Raw genomic sequence first — 20,804 nt, 5'->3', positions numbered from 1 at the left:
CCGAGCAGCACAGCATGCCGATATAACGATGATGTTCAATATTGTGAACAAGGTGATGTCACCGCCCGCCCGTTGCCGGGCGGGCGGCGGGACACGTCCCCCTCGATCGTGTCCGGGAAGAAGATCGCCCGGCGGGGCTCCCTGATACGGCAGGAACTGTCAACTGGCCGACCGGCACCCGGAGCGGTCTGCCATCATGGCCGGATGCTTGTGCTCGGTCGGATGCTTCGGGGTGTGCTCGCGGTCGTCGCCGTCGCCGGTTTCACCGGCTGCTCATCGGACGATTCCCCCGAGCCGGACAAGAACCACATCTCCGCCGACGTCATGCGCAACGCGCTGCTCAAGCCTGCGGAGGTCGGCCCCACCTGGAAGACGCCCACCGAGTCCGCGGCGCCCGCCCAGCTGGTGAGCATCTGCGGCGCCGACACCGACCCGGCGGCGATCCCGGGCAAGCCCACGGTCGTCTCCGCGCCGCTCTCCGACGAGGGCACCGAGGGTGTCCAGAGCCTCACCCAGCACGCCCTCGTCTACGAGGACGCCGTCTCGGCCGCGACCGCCCTCGCCACGCTCCAGACCGTGGCGGACGCCTGCCCGCCGAGCACCCAGCGGCCGGCCAAGTCCGGCGACCGCGAGGAGCCGGCCTACACCGAGACCGCGGCCACCTCACCCCTCGAGCAGGGCGCCTGGGCCGGCTTCGTCACCGTACGCAACAAGCAGTACGACAAAGCCCACCCGGCCACCGCGGACGTCGCCGTGGCCGTACTGGCGCGGAACAACGTCGTCCTCGTCGACCAGTACGCGATCTACCGCCTGGGCCGGTCGGACGCGAGCGCCAACCCGCAGTTCTCGGCCGACTGGCAGAAGCTGGTCGGCACGACGCTGAAGCGGATCGGCTGAGCTAACGGCCTTTAGTCCGCTTGTGGGTGGCGGCGGGGTGGTCGGACGGGCTTCCCCGCCGCGAGCAGGGCGATCGACTTCTCGATCCGGCGGGCGCGGGTCTCCGCCGTCTTGGCCCCGGTCACCTGCAAGACGTGCCAGTTCTGGTTGCTGTAGGACAGCGTGCCCCAGGACGACCGCGCCGCCGGGGACGCGTCGAGGGCCGCTGCCAGGTCGGCCGGTACGTCCACCTCCCGGGGCGCCGTGTCCAGCTCGACGTCGACGTCCAGGACCTCGCCCGCGGCGATGCCCGCCTGGGCGCGGCGTTCCGCGCTCACGCCGAGCCAGTAGCTGCCGCCCATGCGGGCGATCGATCCCCGCCACGACTCGCCGTTGACCGTCACGACGACCTTGGGGCGGCCGCCACCGCCCAGGCCGGCGACGATCTCGTCGCCGACCTGGAAACCGGTGGTCGTGCCGCCCGTGGCCTGCAGCTCTGCCCGGAACCTCATGCGGGCGAGAATAGCCGCCAGGACAGGCCCTACGGCACGGGATCGAGGTCCCGGCCGGCCGTTCCGGTCTCCGCCGGGACGGCCGCGGGCTCGTCGCGCACCCGGGCCAGCTTGCTCGGCCACCACAGCCATCGGCCCAGGTCCAGGCCGAGCGCCGTGACGAGCACCGAGCGCACCACCAGGGTGTCGAGCAGGACGCCGAACGCCACCGCGAAGCCGATCTCGGCGAAGGCCACCAGCGGGAGGCTGGCCAGCGCGGCGAACGTACCGGCCAGGACGATGCCGGCCGAGGTGATCACGCCACCGGTGGCGGCGAGGCCGACGAGCGCGCCGCGCCGGGTGCCCTGCTGGAGCGCCTCCTCGCGCACCCGGGTCATCAGGAAGATGTTGTAGTCGATGCCGAGCGCGACCAGGAAGACGAAGACGTACAGCGGGAACGAGGTGTCCTCGCCGGCGAACCCGAACACGTGCCGGAACACGAGCGCGCTGACGCCGAGCGCCGCCATGAACGACAGCACCACGGTGGCGATGAGTACCAGCGGGGCGACGATCGAGCGCAGCAGGATGCCCAGGATCACGAGGACGACCAGCAGCACCAGCGGGATGATGATCCGGTTGTCGTGGTCGTTGGCGTCGTTGACGTCGAGGGTCATGGCGGTCATGCCGCCCACCTTCGCGTCGCCGATCCCGTGCACCGCGTCACGGACCCGCTCGATGGTCGCCATCGCCGCGTCGCTGTCGGGGGCCGAGGCCAGCACCGCCTCGAACTGCACGAGGTCGTCCTTGACGACCGGGTCACCCACGGAGCTGATGCCCGCCGTGCCCGCGACCGCCGACCGGATCTGCGCCGCAGCCGAGTTCTGCCCGATGACCACGACGGGCTGGCCCTGCCCGGCCGGGAAGTGCCGGGCCAGCGCCTCCTCGCCGGCCACCGACGACGGCCGGTCGACGAACTGGTCGGCCTGGGCCAGCCCGTTCGCGTCGAGCTGGAACAGGCCCAGCGACATCGCGCCGAGGACCACCGCGGTGACCAGCCACACGGTGCGAGGCCGCCGCGCGATGCGGCCACCGAGCCGCGCCCAGACGCCGGTCGCGGTCGGTTCCGCCGTGCCGGCCTTGGGGCGTACGGGCCAGAAGAGCCACCGCCCGCAGATGACGAGCAGGGCCGGAAGCAGGGTGATCATGGCCAGCAGGCCGACGACGATGCCGAGGGCAGCGACCGGGCCCAGCCCGCTCGTGGAGTTGAGCTGGGCCAGGATGAGGCAGGACATGCCGATCGCGACGGTGGCGGCGCTCGCGATGATCGCCGGACCGGCCCGGTGCAGCGCGAGCGCCATGGCCTCGTGCCGGTCCTCGTGCCGGCGCAGCTCCTCCCGGTAGCGCGCGACCAGCAGCAGCGCATAGTCGGTGCCCGCGCCGAAGACCAGCACGGTCAGGATGCCCGCGCTCTGCGCGTTGACGACCAGCCCCGCGTGCTTGGCGAGCAGATAGATGACCGCCTGCGAGGCGGTCAGCGCCACGCCGGCGGAGACGATGGGCAACAGCCAGAGAACCGGGCTCCGGTACGTGATGAGCAGAATGATCGTCACGACGGCGAGCGTGGTGTAGAGCAGTGTGCCGTCGATGCCCTCGAACGCCTCGGCCGAGTCGGCCGCCGTGGCAGCCGGGCCGGCGAGGTGCACGTCGAGCCCGTTCGCGGAGTCGCCGGTGGCCGCCTTGACCTTGTCCACGACGTCGACGATGTGCTGCCAGCCGTCCTGGTCCACCTTGATCGGCACCAGGGTCTGGAACGCCTTGCCGTCCTGCGCGGGCACCGGGCCGGCCACCTGACCGGTCACGCCCGGGATCTGCTGCAGGCGCGCGACGTCCGCCGTGGCCTTCTCCCGGTCGGCCGGGGTGACGCCCGCGCCGCGCTCGTACACGATGACGGCCGGCACGATGTCGTCCGGCCCGAACCGGGACTGCAGGTCGGCGACCTGGGTCGCCTCCGACCCGCCGGGCAGCCACGCCGAGTTGTCGTTCTTCTCGACGCCGGTCAGCTTCCCGGCCAGCGGTCCGGCGACCGCGAGAACCACCACCCACAGGCCGAGGACCACCCACTTGGTCCATCGCCCGCACACGAGCCAAGCCATGCCGTTACCCCCGATGTAGTCCGACAGCAGGCGAGCGTAGACCTGCCCGGCGGCCCGCATGAACCGTCAAGCCGACAGCTCAGGGGTTTTTTCAGGGACATCGATCACACCGGATGGTGGAACGTCGGACCGGGGTCGGCGGTTCGGCGGACGGACCCCCCATCTGGGGTGGTCCGGTCGGTCGGTGCTAGGCCGCGGCCGCGGACGCGGACTCGACCGCGGCGCGGATGCACTGGGCGAGGCCGATCGCCTGCACGACCGACAGCACCGGCGCGCGCAGCTCGAAGGCGAGGTTCTGGCCCAGGGCGAACAGGCCGCCACGGGAGTGCAGCTCGGCGATCGGGGTGCCGGCCTCGTCGGTGATCGTGAACTCGCGCGCCGTCCAGTTGCCCTTGGTCGCCAGGGTGCGGCCGTCCGGCAGCGACACGACACCGCGGCCCGAGGGACCGGTCCAGCCGCCGAACTTCAGCGACAGCAGGAACTCCGAGTGCGGGCCCATGAGCTCGTACTTGTTGCCCCAGAACCCGGCCTGGGAGCCGGCGGCGAGCAGCGCCGCGCCGGTCGCGTCGAGGATCTCGAAGCGCCGCCGCGAACTCCACACCCGGCGGCGGATCGTGGCGACGGGCATGCCGCCGTCCGTGGTGACGGTGGAGGTGGAGCCGAGGACGGGCGAGTCCGGCAGCAGCAGGACCCCGGTGAAGGGCGAGTGCATCACCCCATTCTGGCCGCCGCACGCAAGCGCCGGATAAATCGGTCGCGGGCGCCGGACGACCTTCGTACCGTGGACCGAGATCATCGCGACCCGAGGGGAGACCGCCGTGCGCTACCGCATCGCCGTCGTCATCCCGTCGTCGCGTTTCGAGCTGATCCTCGTGTCCCCCGTGCCCGGCCCCGGCCGCGCCACCGGGTCCGGACGTTCCTGACCGCGTCGCTCCGCACGCGGGCGGGTGGGCGCCGTCCACCACCGGATCACTCGGAAGACGAACCATCATGCGTGTCCGCAACATCGGCATCCTCGCGCACGTCGATGCCGGCAAGACCACCCTGACCGAACGCGTCCTCTACGCCACCGGCGCCACCTACAAGCGTGGCGAGGTGCACGACGGCACGACGGTCACCGACTTCGACCCGCAGGAGCGCGACCGTGGCATCACGATCTTCGCGGCGGCCGTCAGCTGCGACTGGGCCGGCCACCGGCTGAACCTCATCGACACCCCCGGGCACGTCGACTTCTCCGACGAGGTCGAACGCTCGCTGCGGGTGCTCGACGGCGCGGTCGCCGTCTTCGACGCGGTCGCGGGCGTGGAGCCGCAGAGCGAGTCCGTGTGGCGCCAGGCCGACCGGTACGGCGTACCCCGCCTCGCCTTCGTGAACAAGCTCGACCGTGCCGGGGCGGACCTCGACGCGGCGGTGGAGTCCATCCGTACGCGGCTGGGCGTGTCGCCGTTCGTGGTGCAGCGCCCGATCGGGCGCGAGGACGGCTTCACCGGCGTCGTCGATCTGGTCGGCATGCGGGCCCTGACGTGGGTGGACGGCGTGCTGCACGAGGAACCCGCCGACGGGTACGAGGTCCGCCGGGCCCGCCGTGAGCTGGAGGAGGCGGTGGCCGAACGGCACGCCGGCGCGCTCGAGGAGCTCGGCGCCATGTCGGACGACACGCTGCGCGGGGCGCTGCGGGAGCTCACGCTCTCCGGCGAGGGCGTCGTGGTGCTGTGCGGTTCGGCGTACCGGGACAAGGGTGTGGAGCCCTTGCTCGACGCGGTGGTCGCGTACCTGCCGGCGCCGGGCGGGGATCCGGAGGCGGAGCCGGCCGCCCTGGTCTTCAAGGTGCATGCCGCGCGTACCGGTCGGCTCACGTACGTACGCGTCTACGACGGAACTTTGCGGAAGGGGGACACCGTGTGGGACGCGGGCGCCGGGCGTACCGAAAGAATCGCCCGCATCCTGCGGGTCCAGGCCGACCGGCACACCGAGGTGGACCGGGCGGTGGCCGGCGACATCGTCGCGCTGGCCGGCCCGAAGGCCGCCCGGGCCGGCGCGACGCTCTGCTCGCGTGGCGCCCCCGTGCTGTTGGAGGCACCGCGGACGGCCGATCCGCTGGTCTCGGTCGCCGTCGAGGCGCGCCGCACCGCCGACGCGGGACGGCTCGCCACCGTGCTGGCCGGGCTGGTCGAGGAGGACCCGTCGCTGGCCGTACGCACCGATGCGGAGACCGGGCAGACCGTGCTCTCCGGCCTCGGTGAGCTGCACCTGGAGGTGGCGGTGGAGAAGATGCGCCAGGCCACCGGGCTCGCCGTGACCGTCGGCCGGCCGCAGGTCGCGTACCGGGAAACCGTCGTGCGTGGCGCGACCGGGGTGCTGTACCGGCACGTCAAGCAGGACGGCGGGGCCGGGCAGTTCGCCCACGTGCAGCTCGACGTCGAGCCGCTCGACGGCACCGGCTTCGAGTTCGCGTCGGCGGTGACCGGCGGACGGGTGCCGCGCGAGTACGTCCGGGCGGTCGAGGCCGGCTGCCGGGAGGCGCTCGCCGACGGTCCGCTGGGCGGCCACCGGGTGGTCGGACTGCGGGTCACCCTCACCGACGGGGCCACGCACCCCAAGGACTCGTCGGAGATGGCGTTCCGCGCGGCGGGCCGCTTCGGCCTGCGGGCGGCGCTGCGCTCCTGCGCGATGGCGTTGCTCGAGCCGGTCGCGGAGGTCACGGTCAGCGCACCCGCGGACGTGCTGGGCGGCGTGCTCGGTGACCTCGCCGCCCGCCGCGGCCAGGTCACCGGCTCCACCGATCGGGACGTGACGGCGGTGGTGCCGCTGGCCGAGCTCTTCGGGTACGCGACTCAGCTGCGCAGCCGCACCCGGGGCCGGGGCACCTTCACGTCGCGTCCGGCGGGCTACCGTCCGGCGGCGTGACGGTCCGGGTCGCGGGTACCTCGTCCGGGGTACCCGCGACCCGCCGTGCCGACTAGAACGCGCCGGTGTAGAGCAGCCGGTTGGGCGACCCGGAGCCCGGGCTGCCCACCACGCCGGTGGTCGCGTTCGACACGATCGCCGAGTGCACGTCCGCCGCCGTGGCTGCGGGGTGGTTCGCCAGGTAGAGCGCGGCCGCACCGGTCACGTGCGGCGTTGCCATCGACGTGCCGCTGATCGTGTTGGTGGCGGTGTCACCGGTCCCCCACGCCGAGGTGATGTTGATGCCGGGCGCGAAGACGTCGACGCAGGTGCCACGATTGGCCCAGCTGGGCTTCTTGTCGCTGCTGTCCACGGCGGACACCGTAATGGCCGTCGGCACGCGCGCCGGCGACTGCGTGCAGGCGTCCAGCGCGAAGATGCCCAACAGGCCGTTGCCCGCGGCGATGGAGTAGCTGACGCCGGAGCTGATCGACCGGGTCACCGCGCTGTCCAGGGCGGTGTCCGCGCCGCCACCGAGGCTCATGTTGGCGACCGCGGGCTTCTGCGCGTTGGCGGTCACCCAGTCGATGCCCGCCACGACCTGCGCCGTGGTGCCGCTGCCCTGGCAGTTGAGCACCCGTACGGCGACGAGCTGCACGCCCTTCGCGACGCCGTACGAGGTGCCCCCGACCGTGCCCGCGACGTGCGTGCCGTGGCCGTTGCAGTCGTCGGCCGTACCGCCGTCGACCGCGTCGAACCCGCTCGTCGCGCGGCCGCCGAAGTCCTGGTGGGTGGTGCGGATACCGGTGTCGATGATGTACGCGTGCACGTTCGCGGCGCGCGTCGAGTACGTGTACGCCGAGTTCAGCGGCAGGTTGCGCTGGTCGATGCGGTCGAGGCCGTACGACGGCGGGTTGGTCTGGGTGTCGCTCGCCCGGTGCACGACGTCGGCCTGCACGTACGCGACGGCCGGGTCGGCGGCCATCCAGCGAGCCTGCCGGGCGTTCATCGTGGCGGCGAAGCCGCGCAGCGCGTGCGAGTACGTCTGCCGCACCGTGCCGCCGTGACGGCTCGCGAGGGCGCGCGCCAGCCCGGTGACCGCCGTACGGTTCTCCTTCAGGACGACGACGTAGCTGTCCGGTACGACCTCGGCGCCGGGCGCGACGAGGACTGCCTTCTCGGCGGGCGCCGCGTTCGCGGCCGCCGGCACGCCGAGGGTGGTCAGGGCGAGGGCCGCCGTTGCTGCGACCGCACACCGCAGGGATCTCCGCATGAACGCCTCCCCATGTGACGGGTTGACTCCGTGCGGTGAACGTAACAACTTTATCGATAGATGAGAATGTTTCGGTTCATTCACTGTCCGCGGGTCCTTCGAGACCCGCCTTTTCGTCGCGTTCCGCCCATTCCAGCAGCGGGCGCAGGTCGTGCGCAGTGTCGTCGATCGTGGCGTGCAGGTCCCCGAGCCGGGCGAACCGGGCCGGGACGGTCTGCAGTGTGAAATCGTCGGGCTCGACTTCGTCGATTTCGTCCCACCGGATCGGCGTCGACACCGTCCCGCGCTGGTTGCCCCGCACCGAGTACGCGCTGGCGATCGTGTGGTCGCGCGCGTTCTGGTTGTAGTCGACGAAGAGCTTGGTGGGATCGCGGTCCTTGCGCCACCAGGTGGTGGTGACGTCCTCGGGGGCGCGGCGCTCGACCTCCCGGGCGAAGGCGAGGGCGGCCCGGCGTACGTCCCCGAAGCCGTGCTCGGGCTTGATCCGTACGTACACGTGCAGCCCACGGCCGCCGGAGGTCTTCGGGTAGCCGGCGATCCCGAGCTCGTCGAGGACCTCGTGCGCCACGTGCGCGACGCGGCGTACGGTCGCGAAATCGCAGTCGGGCATGGGGTCGAGATCGATGCGCCACTCATCCGGCTTCTCGGTGTCGGCCCGCCGCGAATTCCACGGGTGGAACTCGACCGTCGACATCTGCACCGCCCAGATGACCTCGCCCAGCTGGGTCACGCAGAGCTCGTCGGCGTGCCGGTTGTAGCGGGGGAAGGTGACCCGCACGGTCTGCAGCCACGGCGGGGCGCCGTGCGGCACCCGCTTCTGGTGCACCTTCTCGCCGGCGAGGCCGTCGGGGAAGCGGTGCAGCATGCACGGCCGTTCGCGCAGCGCCCGGACGATGCCGTCGCCGACGCTCAGGTAGTAGTGGACGAGGTCGAGCTTGGTCAGGCCGAGCTCCGGGAAGTACACCCGGTCGGGGTTCGACACCCGTACCGTGTGCTCCCCCGCCTCGACCTCCACCGCGGGCGCCTTCGTGGCCATGGACCACAAACTAGCCGCTCAGTCCTCCGCGCGGTGGCGACCGACGCGAACAAGCTCGCGCTGCTCCGGGATCGCGGCGCGGCGGCCGCCGCCGAGATGCTTGATCTCGTACATCGCGTGGTCGGCCGCGCGCAGTGCCTGGTCCGGGTCGTCCGACGTGTGTGCCAGGTGGACGCCGACGCTGGCGCCGATGCTGATCTCGTTGCCGAGGACGCGGAACGGGCGCTCGATCGCCAGCCGGACCCGGGCGCTCATCGCGTCGGCGTCCGCACGGTTGGTGATGCCGGGCATGAGCACCACGAACTCGTCGCCGCCGACGCGGGACAGCACGTCCTGCACGCGGACACACGTGCTGAGCCGGTCGGCGACCTGGCGCAGCAGCTCGTCGCCGGCCTCGTGGCCGTGCGCGTCGTTGACCGGCTTGAAGCCGTCCAGGTCGACGAAGAGCACCGCCACCGACTCCTGCCGCAGCGAGGACCCGAGGGCGTCCTGCATGCGGCGGCGGTTCGGGAGCCCGGTCAGCGGGTCGTGCTGCGCCTCGTAGGCGAGCCGCTCCTGGAAGGCCCGGGTCTCGGAGATGTCGCGGGCGTTGATGACGATGCCGGTCAGCGCCGGATTGTGCATCTGGTTGGAGGCCGTGAACTCGAACCAGGTGGCCCGGCCCGCGGAGTTCACCACGCGCGTCTGCATGCGCAGCACGCTGTCACGGTCGGCGAACAGCCGGGCGAAGGCCTCCATCATGCGGGGGCGGTCCTCGGGATGCACCAGGTCGAAGACGCTGCTGCCCTGCAGCGAACCCGGCGGGAAGTGCAGCACGGAGGCCGCGCTGGGGCTCGAGTACGCGAGACGCCCGTCCGCGTCGAGCACGGCCACCATGTCGGGCGCGTGCTGGAACAGGGCCTGGAACTTCTCGTCGGCACGCCGGCGCTGCACCTGGGTGCGGTAGCCGAGGATCGAGATGCCCACCGCGCCGATCAGGAGCATGGCGAGCAGGGTGATGTTGATCGTCTGGCTGCGCTTGTGCACCGCGCCGTCGAACGAGGCCGTGGTCTGGGTCCGCACGTAGGTCCAGCCGTCCGGCAGCACGTCGCCGGTGACCAGGATCGCGGTCATGGGCGTACGGCCCGAGCGGTACTCCACGAACGTGGAGCCCTGCGGGTTGGTGCGGGCGGCGGTCACGACGGCCTGGTCGACCGTGGTGCCGATCTTCGCGCCGTCGCTGCTGAATCCGACCGTGCCGGCACTGTCGATGATCATGGTCAGGTGCGCGTCGGACTTCAGCTTCGCCGTGTACGCCTGCAGCGTGGTGTCGGCGAACTTGTTGAAGCCGAGCAGCAGCCCCACGGGCGCACCGGCCACCCTGATCGGCACCCCGACGGCCTGGACCGCCGTCGGCTTACCGTCGGCGCCGTAGACCGACATGACCGAGGAGAACCCGGGCTTGCCGGCGAGCAGCAGGTTGAGCATCACCTTGTAGCCCGGGTCGGTGGGGTCGGGCAGCGCGTTCGCACGGGTGGCGTTGATGACCGTGCCGTTGAGGTCCGTGATCGCCGCGCCGTACGGGAAGAGGGCGGACTTCGCGACGTACTTCTCGAGGGCCTTGCGGTCGGCGGCCTGGCCCGGCGCCAGGATGAACGGGTGGCTGTCGGCGAACTCGCTGAGCTCCTTGGCGGAGAGCAGCTGCATCTGCCCGGCAAGCGTGGCATTGTTCACGGCCAACGCCTGTGAGTCAGCGCGGTGAACCGTGTCGGCCGCGCGGAGCGCCGAACGGTTGACCAGTACGCCGACGATGCCGACGGCCACCAGCAGCAACACGCTGACAGCCACGGCGATCCAGTTGCGCAGCCGCATGGAATGCCTCCTCGCCCCGACTCATCGGGCGTGGCGGGGGCGACCTGAAGGAATCCGCGCGGAATCCACGCCCCACCCGCCCCGGCAGCACCACCGGCACCGCGGCATCAGGCCCGGCCGCTCCGCCACGGCGGGGGCTGACCGTGCAGCCACCACTGGAGCGCTCCGGTCACCCGCGGCAGCACCAGGTAGGCCATGAGCGGCGTGAGCACCAGCGTCGAGACCAGCGTGCGGACCACCACGTGCTGACCCTCCAGCAGGTGACCCAGCGTGACGGCCGACAGCAGGCTCACGGGGAAGAAGCCCAGCCAGATCGTCACGGCCTGCTTCCAGCGCGGCGGTGGCGCCGGCGCCACGGTCAGCTCGTCGACCGACTGCTCGCGCGGCGGGTCGAACCACCCCTCGATGCCGGTGCGCCGCTCGACCCGGGTGTGCTCCACCATGCCTTGCGCGGACGACAGCCACCACTGGCGCTGCGGCGACTCCTCCCACGCGTGGAGCGAGTCGGCGTCGGCGAAGCGGTAGAGCATGTGCCACTCGGTGGAGCCCAGCACCGGACGCACCCAGCCGACCCCGAGGAACCCGGGGAAGTCCTCCGCCAGCGTCGTCCCGGCACGCACCCAGGCGAGCATCTCCGAGTTGCGGGAGGGGTCGGCCTTGCGGGTGATCGCCACCGTGACGGCGAGCTGCTGAGGTGCGGTCTCCATGCCCCCATCCTCGGCCGCCGGGATCACGGGCGGGCCGCGATCGGCCTTCTCCGCCCGTGTCCTGGCTCACCCTGGAGTAAGTTCCGGAGGCATGATTCGAAAGCTTTCGATGGCCGCACTCGGCCTGGTCACGCTCGCCGCCACGAGCGGCTTCGCCTCCGGCGCCCCGGCACCGTCGTGGGAGCTCTCCGGCACGGGCGTGACGGCCCGCTTCCGCGGCCTCGCCCCGGTCAGCGACCGGATCGCCTGGGTGGCGGGTTCCGGCGGGACCATTCTGCGTACGGCCGACGGCGGGCAGACCTGGCAGCGGGTGGATCCTCCGGGTACGGCGGATCTGCAGTTCCGTGACATCGAGGCCTTCGACGCGCACCACGCCGTCGCCCTGACCATCGGCGAGGGCGACCAGTCCCGCCTGTACGCCACCAGCGACGGCGGCGCCACCTGGGCCGAGACGTTCCGCAACGACGACCCGGCGGCCTTCTACGACTGCGTGACGTTCCTGGACCGCCGCCACGGCCTGGCCCTGTCCGACCCGGTCGGCGGCACGTTCCGGATCCTCGCGACGGCCGACGGCGGCCGCACCTGGCACGTGCAGCCGACGAGCGGAATGCCGGAAGCGCTGCCCGGCGAGTTCGCCTTCGCCGCCAGCGGCACCTGCCTGGTCGCCGCGGACCACCTCGGCCGCGGCCATGCCTGGTTCGCCACCGGCGGCGGCGAACGGGCCCGGATCTTCGCCACCACCGACGGCGGCCGCAGCTGGCGCGTGACCGACAGCGGCGTCCCGAGCGGCCCCAGTGCGGGCGTCTACAGCCTGGCGTTCCGCGACCCGGCGCACGGCATCGCGGTCGGCGGCGACTACGCCGTACCGGAGACGGCCCCGCACGCCGCGGCGACCACCCGCGACGGCGGCCGCACCTGGACGCCGGCCCGGACGGAGCCGGGCGAATACCGCTCGGGAGCCGCCTGGCTGCACGGCACGACGGCGCTGGCGGTCGGGCCGACCGGCAGCGACATCAGCCGCGACGGCGGCCGCACCTGGACGCGGTTCGACGGCGGCAGCTTCGATGCGGTGCTCTGCGCGAAGGGCGCCTGCTGGGCGTCGGGCGAACAGGGCCGCGTGGCCAAGCTCGCCTGGCGCTGACCGGCACGGCGACCCTCGGTGGGGTTAACCCCACCAATATCCGGGGGCCACCACTCCTGACGCCGGCCCCGCCGCCCGCGACCCTTGAACCATGACGACCACGGACCGGCCGAGAACCACGGACTTCGCTCAGCTCGGACGCCGGATCTCCGAAGCCGGCCTGCTCGACCGCAGACCCGGCTATTACGCCCTGCGACTCGCCGTCGTGGGAGCCATGCTGGTGGGCGGCTGGACGGCGTTCTTCATGGTGGGGTCGTCCTGGTGGACGCTGGTCGTTGCGGTCTTCCTCGCCGTCACCTTCGTCCAGGTGGCCCTCGTGGCGCACGACCTGGCGCATCGGCAGGTCTTCCGCACCACCAGGCCGAGCGCCCGCGCCGGAATGATCGCCGGCAACCTCGGCATCGGGATGAGCTACGGGTATTGGATGGACAAGCACACCAAGCACCACGCCCACCCCAACCACGACGACCTCGACCCGGACGTCGCGCCGGGAGTGCTGGTGTGGTCGACCGAGGCGGCCACCGCACGCCGCGGGCGGTTCGGCCGCTGGCTCACCCGCAACCAGGCATGGCTGTTCTTCCCGCTGCTCACCCTGCTCGGGCTGAGCCTCCGCAAGGACAGCATCAACGCCCTTCGCAGAGGATCGGTCAAACGCCGTGGTCTCGAGAGCGCGCTGCTGGCCACGCACGTCATCGTCTACCTGGCGGCCCTGCTGCTCGTCCTGAGCCCGCTGCAGGCGCTGGCGTTCTTCGTGGTGCACCAGGCGCTCTTCGGCGTGTACCTCGGCATGACGTTCGCCCCGAACCACAAGGGCATGCCCCACCCGACAGGCGACGAGGACTTCCTCCGCAAGCAGGTGCTGACCTCCCGCAACGTCCGCGGCGGCCTGCTGACCGATGCGGCGCTCGGCGGCCTCAACCACCAGATCGAGCACCACCTGTTCCCGAGCATGCCGACGCCGAACCTGCGCCGGGCCCAGCCGATCGTGCAGGCGTACTGCGCCGAGATCGGCGTGCCCTACGAGGTGACGGGGCTCGTCGAGTCGTACGGCATCGCCCTGCGCCACCTGCACGCGGTCGGCGCGCCCCTGCGCCCGTGAACCTGTGCGACCGTGCTCTTGGCGCATACGCGTGCCGCACGTATCGAACGGGAGGCCACGATGGATCTTCAGCTCACCGGCAAGGTTGCGGTCATCACCGGCGGCAGCGTCGGCATCGGTCACGCGATCGCCCGCGGCCTGGCCGCCGAAGGCGTCCACCTGGCGTTGTGCGCCCGCGACGAGGCCCGCTTGCGCCGCGTCGTGGACAGCATCACCACCGACTTTCCCGTACGAGCCATAGCCGTGCCCGCCGACATCGCACACCCGGACGGCGTGGTAACCCTCACCGACGCGGTCACCCAGGAGTTCGGTGGCGCCGACATCCTGATCAACAACGCCGGCACCGGCAGCGAGGAAACCATCCTCGAAGCCCCCGACGAGCGCTGGCAGGCGTACTGGGAACTCCACGTCATGGCCGCGGTCCGCCTGGCCCGCGCCCTGGCCCCGGCCATGAAAGCCCGCGGCGGCGGCGTGATCCTGCACAACGCCTCGATCTGCGCCACCCAGCCACTCGGCTACGAACCCATCTACAACGTCACCAAGGCGGCGCTGGTGATGTTCTCGAAATGCCTCGCCAACGAGCTGATCGGCGACGGCATCCGGGTGAACGCCGTCAACCCCGGCCTCGTCATGACCCCGGACTGGCAGAAGACGGCGAAGCAGCTGACGGCAGGGACGCAGACGTCCTGGGAGGACTACCTGCAGAAGATCGCCGACGACAACGCGCCGATCGGGCGGTTCGCGGACCCCTCGGAGATCGCGGACCTGTTCGTGTTCCTGTGTTCGCCCCGAGCAAGCTACGCGGTCGGCTCGACGTACTACATCGACGGCGGCTGGCTCCGCACCACCACATGAGCGCCGGGAGTCCCCGGCTCCGTGTCGAACCGGGCGGCCCACTCCCGGGCTCCGCACCACCGCCACGAGCACCGACGGTTGCCGGCCCAGTGTCGAGCCAGGCGCATCGCCTTGGTTTCGCATCGCGACATGAGCGTCCGCGGCCGCAGACACCCGGCCTGTCCGTGGCTCCCCCACCACACCTCAGCACCGCAGTGGCGGGCCCGGTGCTGAACCACGCGGACCGCCCTTGGTTCCGCACCACCAGATGAGGACCGGCAGCGGCAGGAGCGGTGTCGAACCGGGCAACCCCTTGGCTTTGCACCACATGGGCTGGCGGTCGCAGGCCCCGGTGTCGAACCGGGCGGTCCGCCCTTATGAGGGGCGGGTGAGCAGCCAACGCTCCGCCTGCGGAAACATTCGCTCGTGGCAGGGGTGGGATTTGAACCCACGACCTCGGGCTTATGAAACCCGCGAGCACTCCGAGCTGCTCCACCCTGCTGGTGCGCCGCCGGGGACTTGAACCCCGAACAGACTGATTAAGAGTCAGTTGCTCTACCTGTTGAGCTAGCGGCACGCGTACCCCCAGCAGGATTCGAACCTGCGACCTCGACGTTCGTAGCGTCGCGCGCTTTCCAACTGCGCCATAGGGGCATCGTTGTTTCCGAGAGGCGGCAAGCCTGCGCGTTGGCGGGGTAGCGCAAGTGTTCCCCGCCGGCGAGCCCGATGGTCGTCGTACCCACCGCAGCCGGCCCGCACCGGCCGCCGCACCTCGCGGCTTCCCGGCTTCGTCACGATGTCAGGAAAAGAAAAAGCCGCCGTAGGCGAACCAGGCGGCGGCAACAGAACGCGGTGATCAGCCGCGTCGCCGGCCCGACCCCGGGCGCATCATCCACAGTCCCCGCATCCGCTTCGCGGCGCTGCCGATCATCTCCACCCCCTCGAGTCCGTCTTCCCCGTTCGGATCGAGTCATAGATTAGAGGCGGTGTCCGGCCACCCTCAACACATTTAACGCGGGGCATTCGTAGAGCTCCTAACACGATCTGCTGAATCGATGTTGATCAGCACCGCGAGGTGGGGATCAGTCTCGCACGGCCAGCCGGCGGAACTGATGCAGCAGCGCGAAGGTCTGTTCGACGACGTAGCGCAGCGTGCCCAAGCCTTTCACGCCGGGCGTCCTGGGCTTGGGGATGATCGGTTCGGTGCCGCGGTCGCGGCAGTCCTGGCGAAAGGCTTCGCTGCTGTAGCCCTTGTCGGGCAGCAGCGCGGCGCACCGGCGTCGCGGCCGGCGGCCAGCGTCGCGGCCGGCGGCCAGCGTCGCGGCCGGCGGCCGGCGGCGGCCGGCGATCGGCGGGTAGCCATCCAGCAGATCGAGGGTCCGGCTGATGTCGGGCGCGTTCGTGCCGCTCGTCAGCACATGGATCGGGGTGCCGTTGCCGTCGCAGATTAGGTGGTGCTTGGAGCCGGGTTTCCCGCCGGCACCCCCTTTTCGCGTCGATGTGGCTGCCGTCCATCGCCGCGCGTGACCAGTCGATGCGGTTCGCCGCGTTCAGCTTCGCGAGCAGGAGCTCATGCACCCGGTCGAACAGGCCGGCGTCGGCCCAGCGCTGCGGCCTTCGCCAGCACGTCATGCCCGAGCCGAAGTCGAGGTCCTGCGCCAGATCTTCCCAGCCGATGCCGGTGTGCAGCCCGAACAAGATGCCTTGCAGGCACAGCCGGTTCGGGACCGGCCGCGGGCCAGCTGACCTCTGCGGCCACGGCGGTAGCAGCGGCTGATCAAACCCCACAACCCGTCGTCGACGACCCACGCCTTGCTCACGACCGGGCGACGAGCCTGACTAGGCGGCCGCCGGTGGGGCGTTTCGCTCGGGAGCGGCCAGTTCGCTCAGGGTCGTCATCCCCGGCGCAACGCACACCGGCCGCCGACCATCGAGCGGAGCGCTACGGGCACCGCTCTTCGCAGCCTCAGATCACGTCGCGATGTGTGTGAGCGCCTTGCCGGCCCGTTACAAAACGGACAAAAGTCGTTTCCGGAGTGGTGGTCGGAGCGTTGATGGGGGTTATGGTGCAACGCTCATCGCTGCAGGAGATCCGCGAGCGAACGTACAAGGCCCGCGACGCGTGGTGGACGGTGCTGCTCGTCGATCCGGTGGCGGCCAGGCTCGTCCGGTTCGTCTCGCCGTACCGATGGATCACTCCCAACCTGCTCACCGGGTTGGCGACCCTCCTCGGTCTGGCCGCGGCGGCCTGCTTCGTGATGCAGGACCGGTGGTGGCTGGCCGGGGGCGCCCTCCTCTTCCACGTCAGCTTCATCGTCGACTGCATGGACGGCAAGATCGCCAGGCTCAACGGCACGGGCTCCGTGTTCGGCGCCTGGTTCGACTTCATGTTCGACCGGCTCCGTGTCTTCATCTGTGCCGTCGCCCTGTTCGTCGGCCAGTACGCGCGAACCGGATCCACGGCGTACCTCTGGGTCTTGATCGGGGTGACGTTCCTGGATCTCTTCCGATACGTGAACTCCCACCAGATGGCGAAACTGCGCCAGGGCATGCGCGACCAGCTCGCAGAGGCTCGCGGCCCCGTCCCGCCGTCCGAGGCGCCGGATCCCGCCGTTCAGGTCAGGGGACACGGCCCGCGTGCCCGTCTCCGGCACATGCTGCTCTCCCGCCGCATCCGCACCCACTTGGTGAGCGGCATCGAGTTCGAGATGACGGTGTTCATCGTCGGCCCCCTGACCGGATGGGTCATTCAGGCGTCGGTGGTCGCCGGCGCCCTTCTGCTGGCTTTCGAACTGTGGTTGATCTTCCGCCTGTGGCAGGCGACGCGGGCCTTCCCGGTGGCCCTCGCCAAGGCCCACGCCTCGGCGGCGGTGGCCGGAGCGAACGCTCAGCTCTCGCTCCAGGAACCGGTTCGAAATCTCACGACGACCACTCAGCAGTAGCCGCCGCCAGCGATTCCATCACCCCTCCAGATACTTCAGAACCGCTCGGACCCGCCGGTGATCGGTATCGCCGGCGGGAAGGTCGAGCTTCGAGAAGATGTTGGTCACGTACTTCTCGACAGCGCTGCCGCTCACCCCGAGCGTCTGGGCGATGCCGTTGTTGGATCGAGCCTCGGCCATCAGCCTGAGGACGTCGAGCTCGCGCGCCGTCAACCGGTCTCGCGGGTCCTTTCTTCTCCGGACCATGAGTTGGCTGACGACCTCAGGGTCGAGTGCCGTGCCCCCATTCCCGATACGGCGCATAGCGTCCAGGAACTCACCCACGTGGGCAATGCGGTCCTTGAGCAGATAGCCGACCGACTCGGTTCCCATGGACAGCAGATCCGTCGCATACCGCTCCTCCACGTACTGCGAGAGGACCATGATCGCGATTCCGGGATGGAGCCCACGGATCGCCAGAGCGGCCCGGATGCCCTCATCCGTGTGAGTGGGCGGCATGCGTACGTCCACCACGACGCAGTCGGGTTCGTGCTCATCGACGGCTCGAAGCAACTGCTCGGCGTCTCCCACGGCGGCTACCACCTCGAACCCTCCGTCGGTCAGCACCTTCGCAATACCGGGCCGAAGGAGAACCGAGTCATCGGCCAAAATCACGCGCACGGCAACTCCACGCTGAGGATGGTCGGTCCACCGACCGGGCTCTGTAACGTCATCGTGCCGTCGACCGACGCCGTGCGGCGGGCCAGACCGGTGAGTCCGCCGTCGGGCGTCATGACGGCACCACCGCAGCCATCATCGCTCACCGTCATGTGCAGCCGCTCGTCACGCCGAACCACCACGACGTCGGCCCGCTCAGCCGAGGCGTGCTTGACGACATTGGTCAGCGCCTCGGAGACGATGAAGTAGGCGATGGCCTCAACTGTGGCCGCACACCGCGGTTGGACATCGACTGAGACGGCGACGGGGATCGGTGCGCGAGCCGCGATTCCGGACAACGCAGCGTCCAATCCACGATCGTCGAGCACGGCAGGGTGCAGTCCGCGGACGAACTGCCGGAGCTCGGCAAGCGTGACGACCGCTTCTTCGTGAGCGGCAACAATGGCGTCTCTGGCGGGAGAAGGCTCGGTGAGTGCCTCCCTCGCCATCCCGAGGTTCATGGCGAGCGACATCAGCCGCTGTTGGATGCCGTCGTGCAGGTCCCGCTCGATTCGCCTGCGTTCGGCGTCGGTCGCTGCAATGACGTCGGCCCGGCTCCGGGACAGCGATTCCACCCGTTGGGCTAACCGTTCATAGCCGCCGGGCGCGAGCAACGCCCGAGCCATCATCACGTCCGCCTTCGAGTAGCGCCGCGCGGCCGGCGGCATCAGCACCAGAACCACAGCAGGCACGCCCAGGACCAGGGCTATTAAGTGATAGGTGAGATAGCGGCCGGCGCTCTTCCAAGTCAGCGTCGGCGTCGGGATGTCGATCCCGAACGACCAGCGAAATCGGTCACGGTGGGCCTTCGCGAACTCCCGCGCCAGCCAGAGAACAGCCGCGGGAAGGACGAGCGCAGCCGATGCATAGGTGATTACCAAGGTCGTGTCACTGGTCGTGCCAGCGAAGAGGCTGAAGACGGCTGCGAACCAGAGCACGGCCATGACCGTCAGCAGACTGCCGGCGAGGGCACCCAGGGCGGCACCGGCGACGAGATGCCGCGCGGACCGGTAGGTCGTGAACGGGTTTTCCTGCCTTGGAGGATTGGTCACGGCTTCGACCGTAGGCAGTGTGGCAAGCACGGACCATCCGGTGCTCCTGCCGTTGAGGGTGGGGAAAACCCCACCCTCAACGGAGCGCGTACCCCAATGACGGCGCGGCCGGCCCAGGGAAGCCTGGAGGCCGACGACGAAGGGGGCACAACATGATCCAGATCAACCGACTGACCTTCACCTGCTTTGCGGCGCTCGGCCTTGTGCTGGCCGCGACACCGGCGGCCTCAGCAGCGACTTCCCCGCCGCCGCCCTCGGCTGTTTCCGCTGCCGGCGATCCCGTGGGGTCGATCGCGTGGCATCCGTGTGCCATGAACGCGCAGGACGAGGAAGGTAAAACCCTGGACGAGGCCGGCGTGGAGTGCGGTGACGTCACTGTTCCCGTGAACTACGCCAAGCCACGCGGACGCACCATGACGGTCGCCATCGCCCGTAGCCGCGCGACCGACCAGACGCGGCGCATCGGCTCTCTGATTATCAACCTCGGCGGCCCGGCCCTACCGGTTCTGAGCGTCGTGCCATTGGCACGTGACGCGATGGGTCAGGCGGGTTCCCGCTTCGACTTGATCGGTATGGACCCCCGGTTCTCGGGACGCAGCACGCCGCTCGACTGCCACTGGCCTGGAAGTTGGTTGCCGCGCTCGGCGGGAGCAGACCGCGAAAGCTTCGACCGCATGGTGGCACTGGCACGAGACCTCGCGAAGCGATGCGGGCAGACGCATGCCGCGGACATTCCGTACGCGTCGACCGCCAACACGGCTCGCGACATCGACACGATCCGCGCGGCGCTCGGTGAGAGCAAGATGTCATACCTTGGCTATTCCCAGGGCACCTTCCTCGGGGCCGTGTACGCGCAAATGTTCCCGCAGCGCGTCGATAGGCTCGTGCTCGACAGCGCGGTGAACCCCACCCGGCCCGGGACGTACCTTCTCCGCGACGGGGAGCCCGGCCGGCAGGCCGCACTCGGCGAATGGGCGGAATGGGCAGCCGCTCGCGATGACGAGTTCGGCCTGGGATCGACCGCGAAGGAGGTGCTCGCAACGGTCAACGAGGTCTATGCGGCGTCGGCCCGCAAACCGCTGAAGATCGGCGGCTACGCGATCGACGACACGGTGGTGCCGGCCATCATCATTCGGTCCCTCAGCGATGACGCCACCAATGCCGAACTGGCCGAAACGGTGGCAACTCTGTCCGCTATCGCCAAGGGCGGAACGGGTGAACTCACCGAGTCGTTGGCGGATGTCCTGTCGAGCGTCCTGACCGACGCCGAGTCAGCTCTGCACAGCCCGCAGACCGCCATCATGTGCGGCGATGCCGCGGCGCCGCGCAACCCACGGTGGTATTGGCGGGACATCCAGGCACACCGTGCGGCGTCGCCGCTCTTCGCGCCGATGAGCCGGACGATCACGCCGTGCGCGTTCTGGCCGAATTCGCCGCTCGAACGCCCGGTACACATTGCCAACGGCGTTCCCGCCTTGATCGTGCAGGCGGAGAAGGACATCAACTCGCAGCTTCCAGGTGCACGAAAGATGCACCAGGCGCTGAAGGGCTCCCGGATGGTGACGCTGCAGGGTGCGCGCACCCATGGCGTGTACGGCTTCCGGGGTGCGAGTTGCGTGGACGACTCGGTCAACGCGTACCTGGAGAGCGGATCCATGCCTCAGGCCGACGTGACCTGCACGGAATGACCGATGTCCGGCACCTGCCACCCCCGAGCGGGGGTGGCGGGCGCCCTCTACCAGGCGCAGGCTGGGCGGAGTCGACTGG

16 protein-coding genes, 3 tRNA genes and 2 pseudogenes are annotated in these 20,804 nt (G+C 70.3%); 7 read left to right on the top strand and 14 right to left on the bottom strand.

Going from position 1 to position 20,804, the window contains the following annotated elements; all coding sequences use genetic code 11:
* Window positions 1-204 precede the first annotated feature (204 nt).
* Window positions 205-897 (top strand): hypothetical protein, encoded by a 693-nt coding sequence (locus tag ACIBO8_RS14765; RefSeq protein WP_396115718.1) that lies wholly within the window; start codon window positions 205-207, stop codon window positions 895-897.
* 11 nt (window positions 898-908) lie between these two features.
* On the opposite strand, the gene ACIBO8_RS14760 is transcribed toward ACIBO8_RS14765, so the two are convergent.
* From ACIBO8_RS14760 to ACIBO8_RS14750, 3 genes are all read right to left on the bottom strand, one after another.
* Entirely contained in the window at window positions 909-1,388 is a 480-nt protein-coding gene (locus ACIBO8_RS14760) for a YdeI/OmpD-associated family protein (RefSeq protein WP_396115717.1), read from the bottom strand.
* 29 nt (window positions 1,389-1,417) lie between these two features.
* Window positions 1,418-3,520, bottom strand: coding sequence for an MMPL family transporter (locus tag ACIBO8_RS14755; RefSeq protein ID WP_396115716.1), 2,103 nt, complete (start codon window positions 3,518-3,520; stop codon window positions 1,418-1,420).
* Window positions 3,521-3,707: 187 nt separating this feature from the next.
* Window positions 3,708-4,232 carry a hypothetical protein gene (locus ACIBO8_RS14750; protein WP_396115715.1) on the bottom strand — a complete coding sequence of 175 codons (525 nt, stop codon included), beginning with the start codon at window positions 4,230-4,232 and terminating at the stop codon, window positions 3,708-3,710.
* 278 nt (window positions 4,233-4,510) lie between these two features.
* Between ACIBO8_RS14750 and fusA the strand changes: the two genes are divergently transcribed.
* Complete coding sequence (fusA, locus tag ACIBO8_RS14745; protein WP_396115714.1) at window positions 4,511-6,427, top strand: elongation factor G; 1,917 nt, start codon at window positions 4,511-4,513, stop codon at window positions 6,425-6,427.
* Window positions 6,428-6,479: 52 nt separating this feature from the next.
* Here the strand turns inward: fusA and ACIBO8_RS14740 are convergent, their stop codons facing one another.
* The 4 genes from ACIBO8_RS14740 to ACIBO8_RS14725 all read right to left on the bottom strand — a co-directional run bounded on the left by ACIBO8_RS14740 (window position 6,480) and on the right by ACIBO8_RS14725 (window position 11,273).
* On the bottom strand, window positions 6,480-7,679 hold the full coding sequence (locus ACIBO8_RS14740) for a S8 family serine peptidase (RefSeq protein ID WP_396115713.1): 1,200 nt from the start codon (window positions 7,677-7,679) through the stop codon (window positions 6,480-6,482).
* Window positions 7,680-7,755: 76 nt separating this feature from the next.
* Window positions 7,756-8,715, bottom strand: coding sequence for a non-homologous end-joining DNA ligase (gene ligD / locus ACIBO8_RS14735; protein WP_396115712.1), 960 nt, complete (start codon window positions 8,713-8,715; stop codon window positions 7,756-7,758).
* An 18-nt stretch (window positions 8,716-8,733) separates the two neighbouring features.
* Window positions 8,734-10,566, bottom strand: coding sequence for a diguanylate cyclase domain-containing protein (locus tag ACIBO8_RS14730; protein ID WP_396115711.1), 1,833 nt, complete (start codon window positions 10,564-10,566; stop codon window positions 8,734-8,736).
* A gap of 107 nt (window positions 10,567-10,673) precedes the next feature.
* Window positions 10,674-11,273 (bottom strand): antibiotic biosynthesis monooxygenase, encoded by a 600-nt coding sequence (locus tag ACIBO8_RS14725; RefSeq protein WP_396115710.1) that lies wholly within the window; start codon window positions 11,271-11,273, stop codon window positions 10,674-10,676.
* Window positions 11,274-11,364: 91 nt separating this feature from the next.
* On the opposite strand from ACIBO8_RS14725, the gene ACIBO8_RS14720 reads away from it, so the two are divergent.
* From ACIBO8_RS14720 to ACIBO8_RS14710, 3 genes are all read left to right on the top strand, one after another.
* Window positions 11,365-12,414, top strand: a complete 1,050-nt coding sequence (locus ACIBO8_RS14720; protein WP_396115709.1) for a WD40/YVTN/BNR-like repeat-containing protein — start codon at window positions 11,365-11,367, stop codon at window positions 12,412-12,414.
* Between the two features lie 91 nt (window positions 12,415-12,505).
* Window positions 12,506-13,513 (top strand): fatty acid desaturase family protein, encoded by a 1,008-nt coding sequence (locus ACIBO8_RS14715; RefSeq protein WP_396115708.1) that lies wholly within the window; start codon window positions 12,506-12,508, stop codon window positions 13,511-13,513.
* 60 nt (window positions 13,514-13,573) lie between these two features.
* The gene (locus ACIBO8_RS14710) at window positions 13,574-14,368 is read left to right on the top strand and encodes an SDR family NAD(P)-dependent oxidoreductase (RefSeq protein WP_396115707.1); all 795 of its coding nucleotides are present in this window, start codon (window positions 13,574-13,576) and stop codon (window positions 14,366-14,368) included.
* 406 nt (window positions 14,369-14,774) lie between these two features.
* Here the strand turns inward: ACIBO8_RS14710 and ACIBO8_RS14705 are convergent.
* The 5 genes and pseudogenes from ACIBO8_RS14705 to ACIBO8_RS14685 all read right to left on the bottom strand — a co-directional run.
* Window positions 14,775-14,849: transfer RNA gene (locus ACIBO8_RS14705), tRNA-Met, on the bottom strand.
* Window positions 14,849-14,924: transfer RNA gene (locus tag ACIBO8_RS14700), tRNA-Lys, on the bottom strand. The genes ACIBO8_RS14705 and ACIBO8_RS14700 overlap by 1 nt, the downstream gene beginning before the upstream one ends.
* Before the next feature lie 3 nt (window positions 14,925-14,927).
* Window positions 14,928-15,001, bottom strand: a tRNA-Arg gene (locus ACIBO8_RS14695).
* Between the two features lie 428 nt (window positions 15,002-15,429).
* Window positions 15,430-15,867: pseudogene (locus ACIBO8_RS14690) on the bottom strand (transposase); the annotation flags it as partial.
* A 64-nt stretch (window positions 15,868-15,931) separates the two neighbouring features.
* Window positions 15,932-16,135: pseudogene (locus ACIBO8_RS14685) on the bottom strand (transposase); the annotation flags it as partial.
* A 275-nt stretch (window positions 16,136-16,410) separates the two neighbouring features.
* Here ACIBO8_RS14685 and ACIBO8_RS14680 point away from each other — a divergent pair.
* Window positions 16,411-17,289 (top strand): CDP-alcohol phosphatidyltransferase family protein, encoded by an 879-nt coding sequence (locus ACIBO8_RS14680; protein ID WP_396115706.1) that lies wholly within the window; start codon window positions 16,411-16,413, stop codon window positions 17,287-17,289.
* A gap of 18 nt (window positions 17,290-17,307) precedes the next feature.
* Here ACIBO8_RS14680 and ACIBO8_RS14675 read toward each other — a convergent pair whose 3' ends face one another.
* Both ACIBO8_RS14675 and ACIBO8_RS14670 read right to left on the bottom strand, forming a co-directional pair.
* Entirely contained in the window at window positions 17,308-17,949 is a 642-nt protein-coding gene (locus ACIBO8_RS14675; RefSeq protein ID WP_396115705.1) for a response regulator, read from the bottom strand.
* Window positions 17,940-19,037: a sensor histidine kinase gene (locus ACIBO8_RS14670; protein ID WP_396115704.1), complete on the bottom strand. Its 1,098-nt coding sequence runs from the start codon at window positions 19,035-19,037 to the stop codon at window positions 17,940-17,942. The genes ACIBO8_RS14675 and ACIBO8_RS14670 overlap by 10 nt, the downstream gene beginning before the upstream one ends.
* 152 nt (window positions 19,038-19,189) lie before the next feature.
* Between ACIBO8_RS14670 and ACIBO8_RS14665 the strand changes: the two genes are divergently transcribed.
* A complete protein-coding gene (locus ACIBO8_RS14665) occupies window positions 19,190-20,725 on the top strand; it encodes an alpha/beta hydrolase (RefSeq protein ID WP_396115703.1) in 1,536 nt (511 codons plus the stop codon).
* The last annotated feature ends 79 nt before the right edge of the window (window positions 20,726-20,804 follow it).

Source organism: Actinoplanes sp. NPDC049681 (assembly GCF_044465265.1).
Classification (GTDB): Bacteria; Actinomycetota; Actinomycetes; order Mycobacteriales; family Micromonosporaceae; genus Actinoplanes.
The sequence above is the reverse complement of the archived record's forward strand: the minus strand, read 5'-3'. Positions and strand labels throughout refer to the sequence as shown.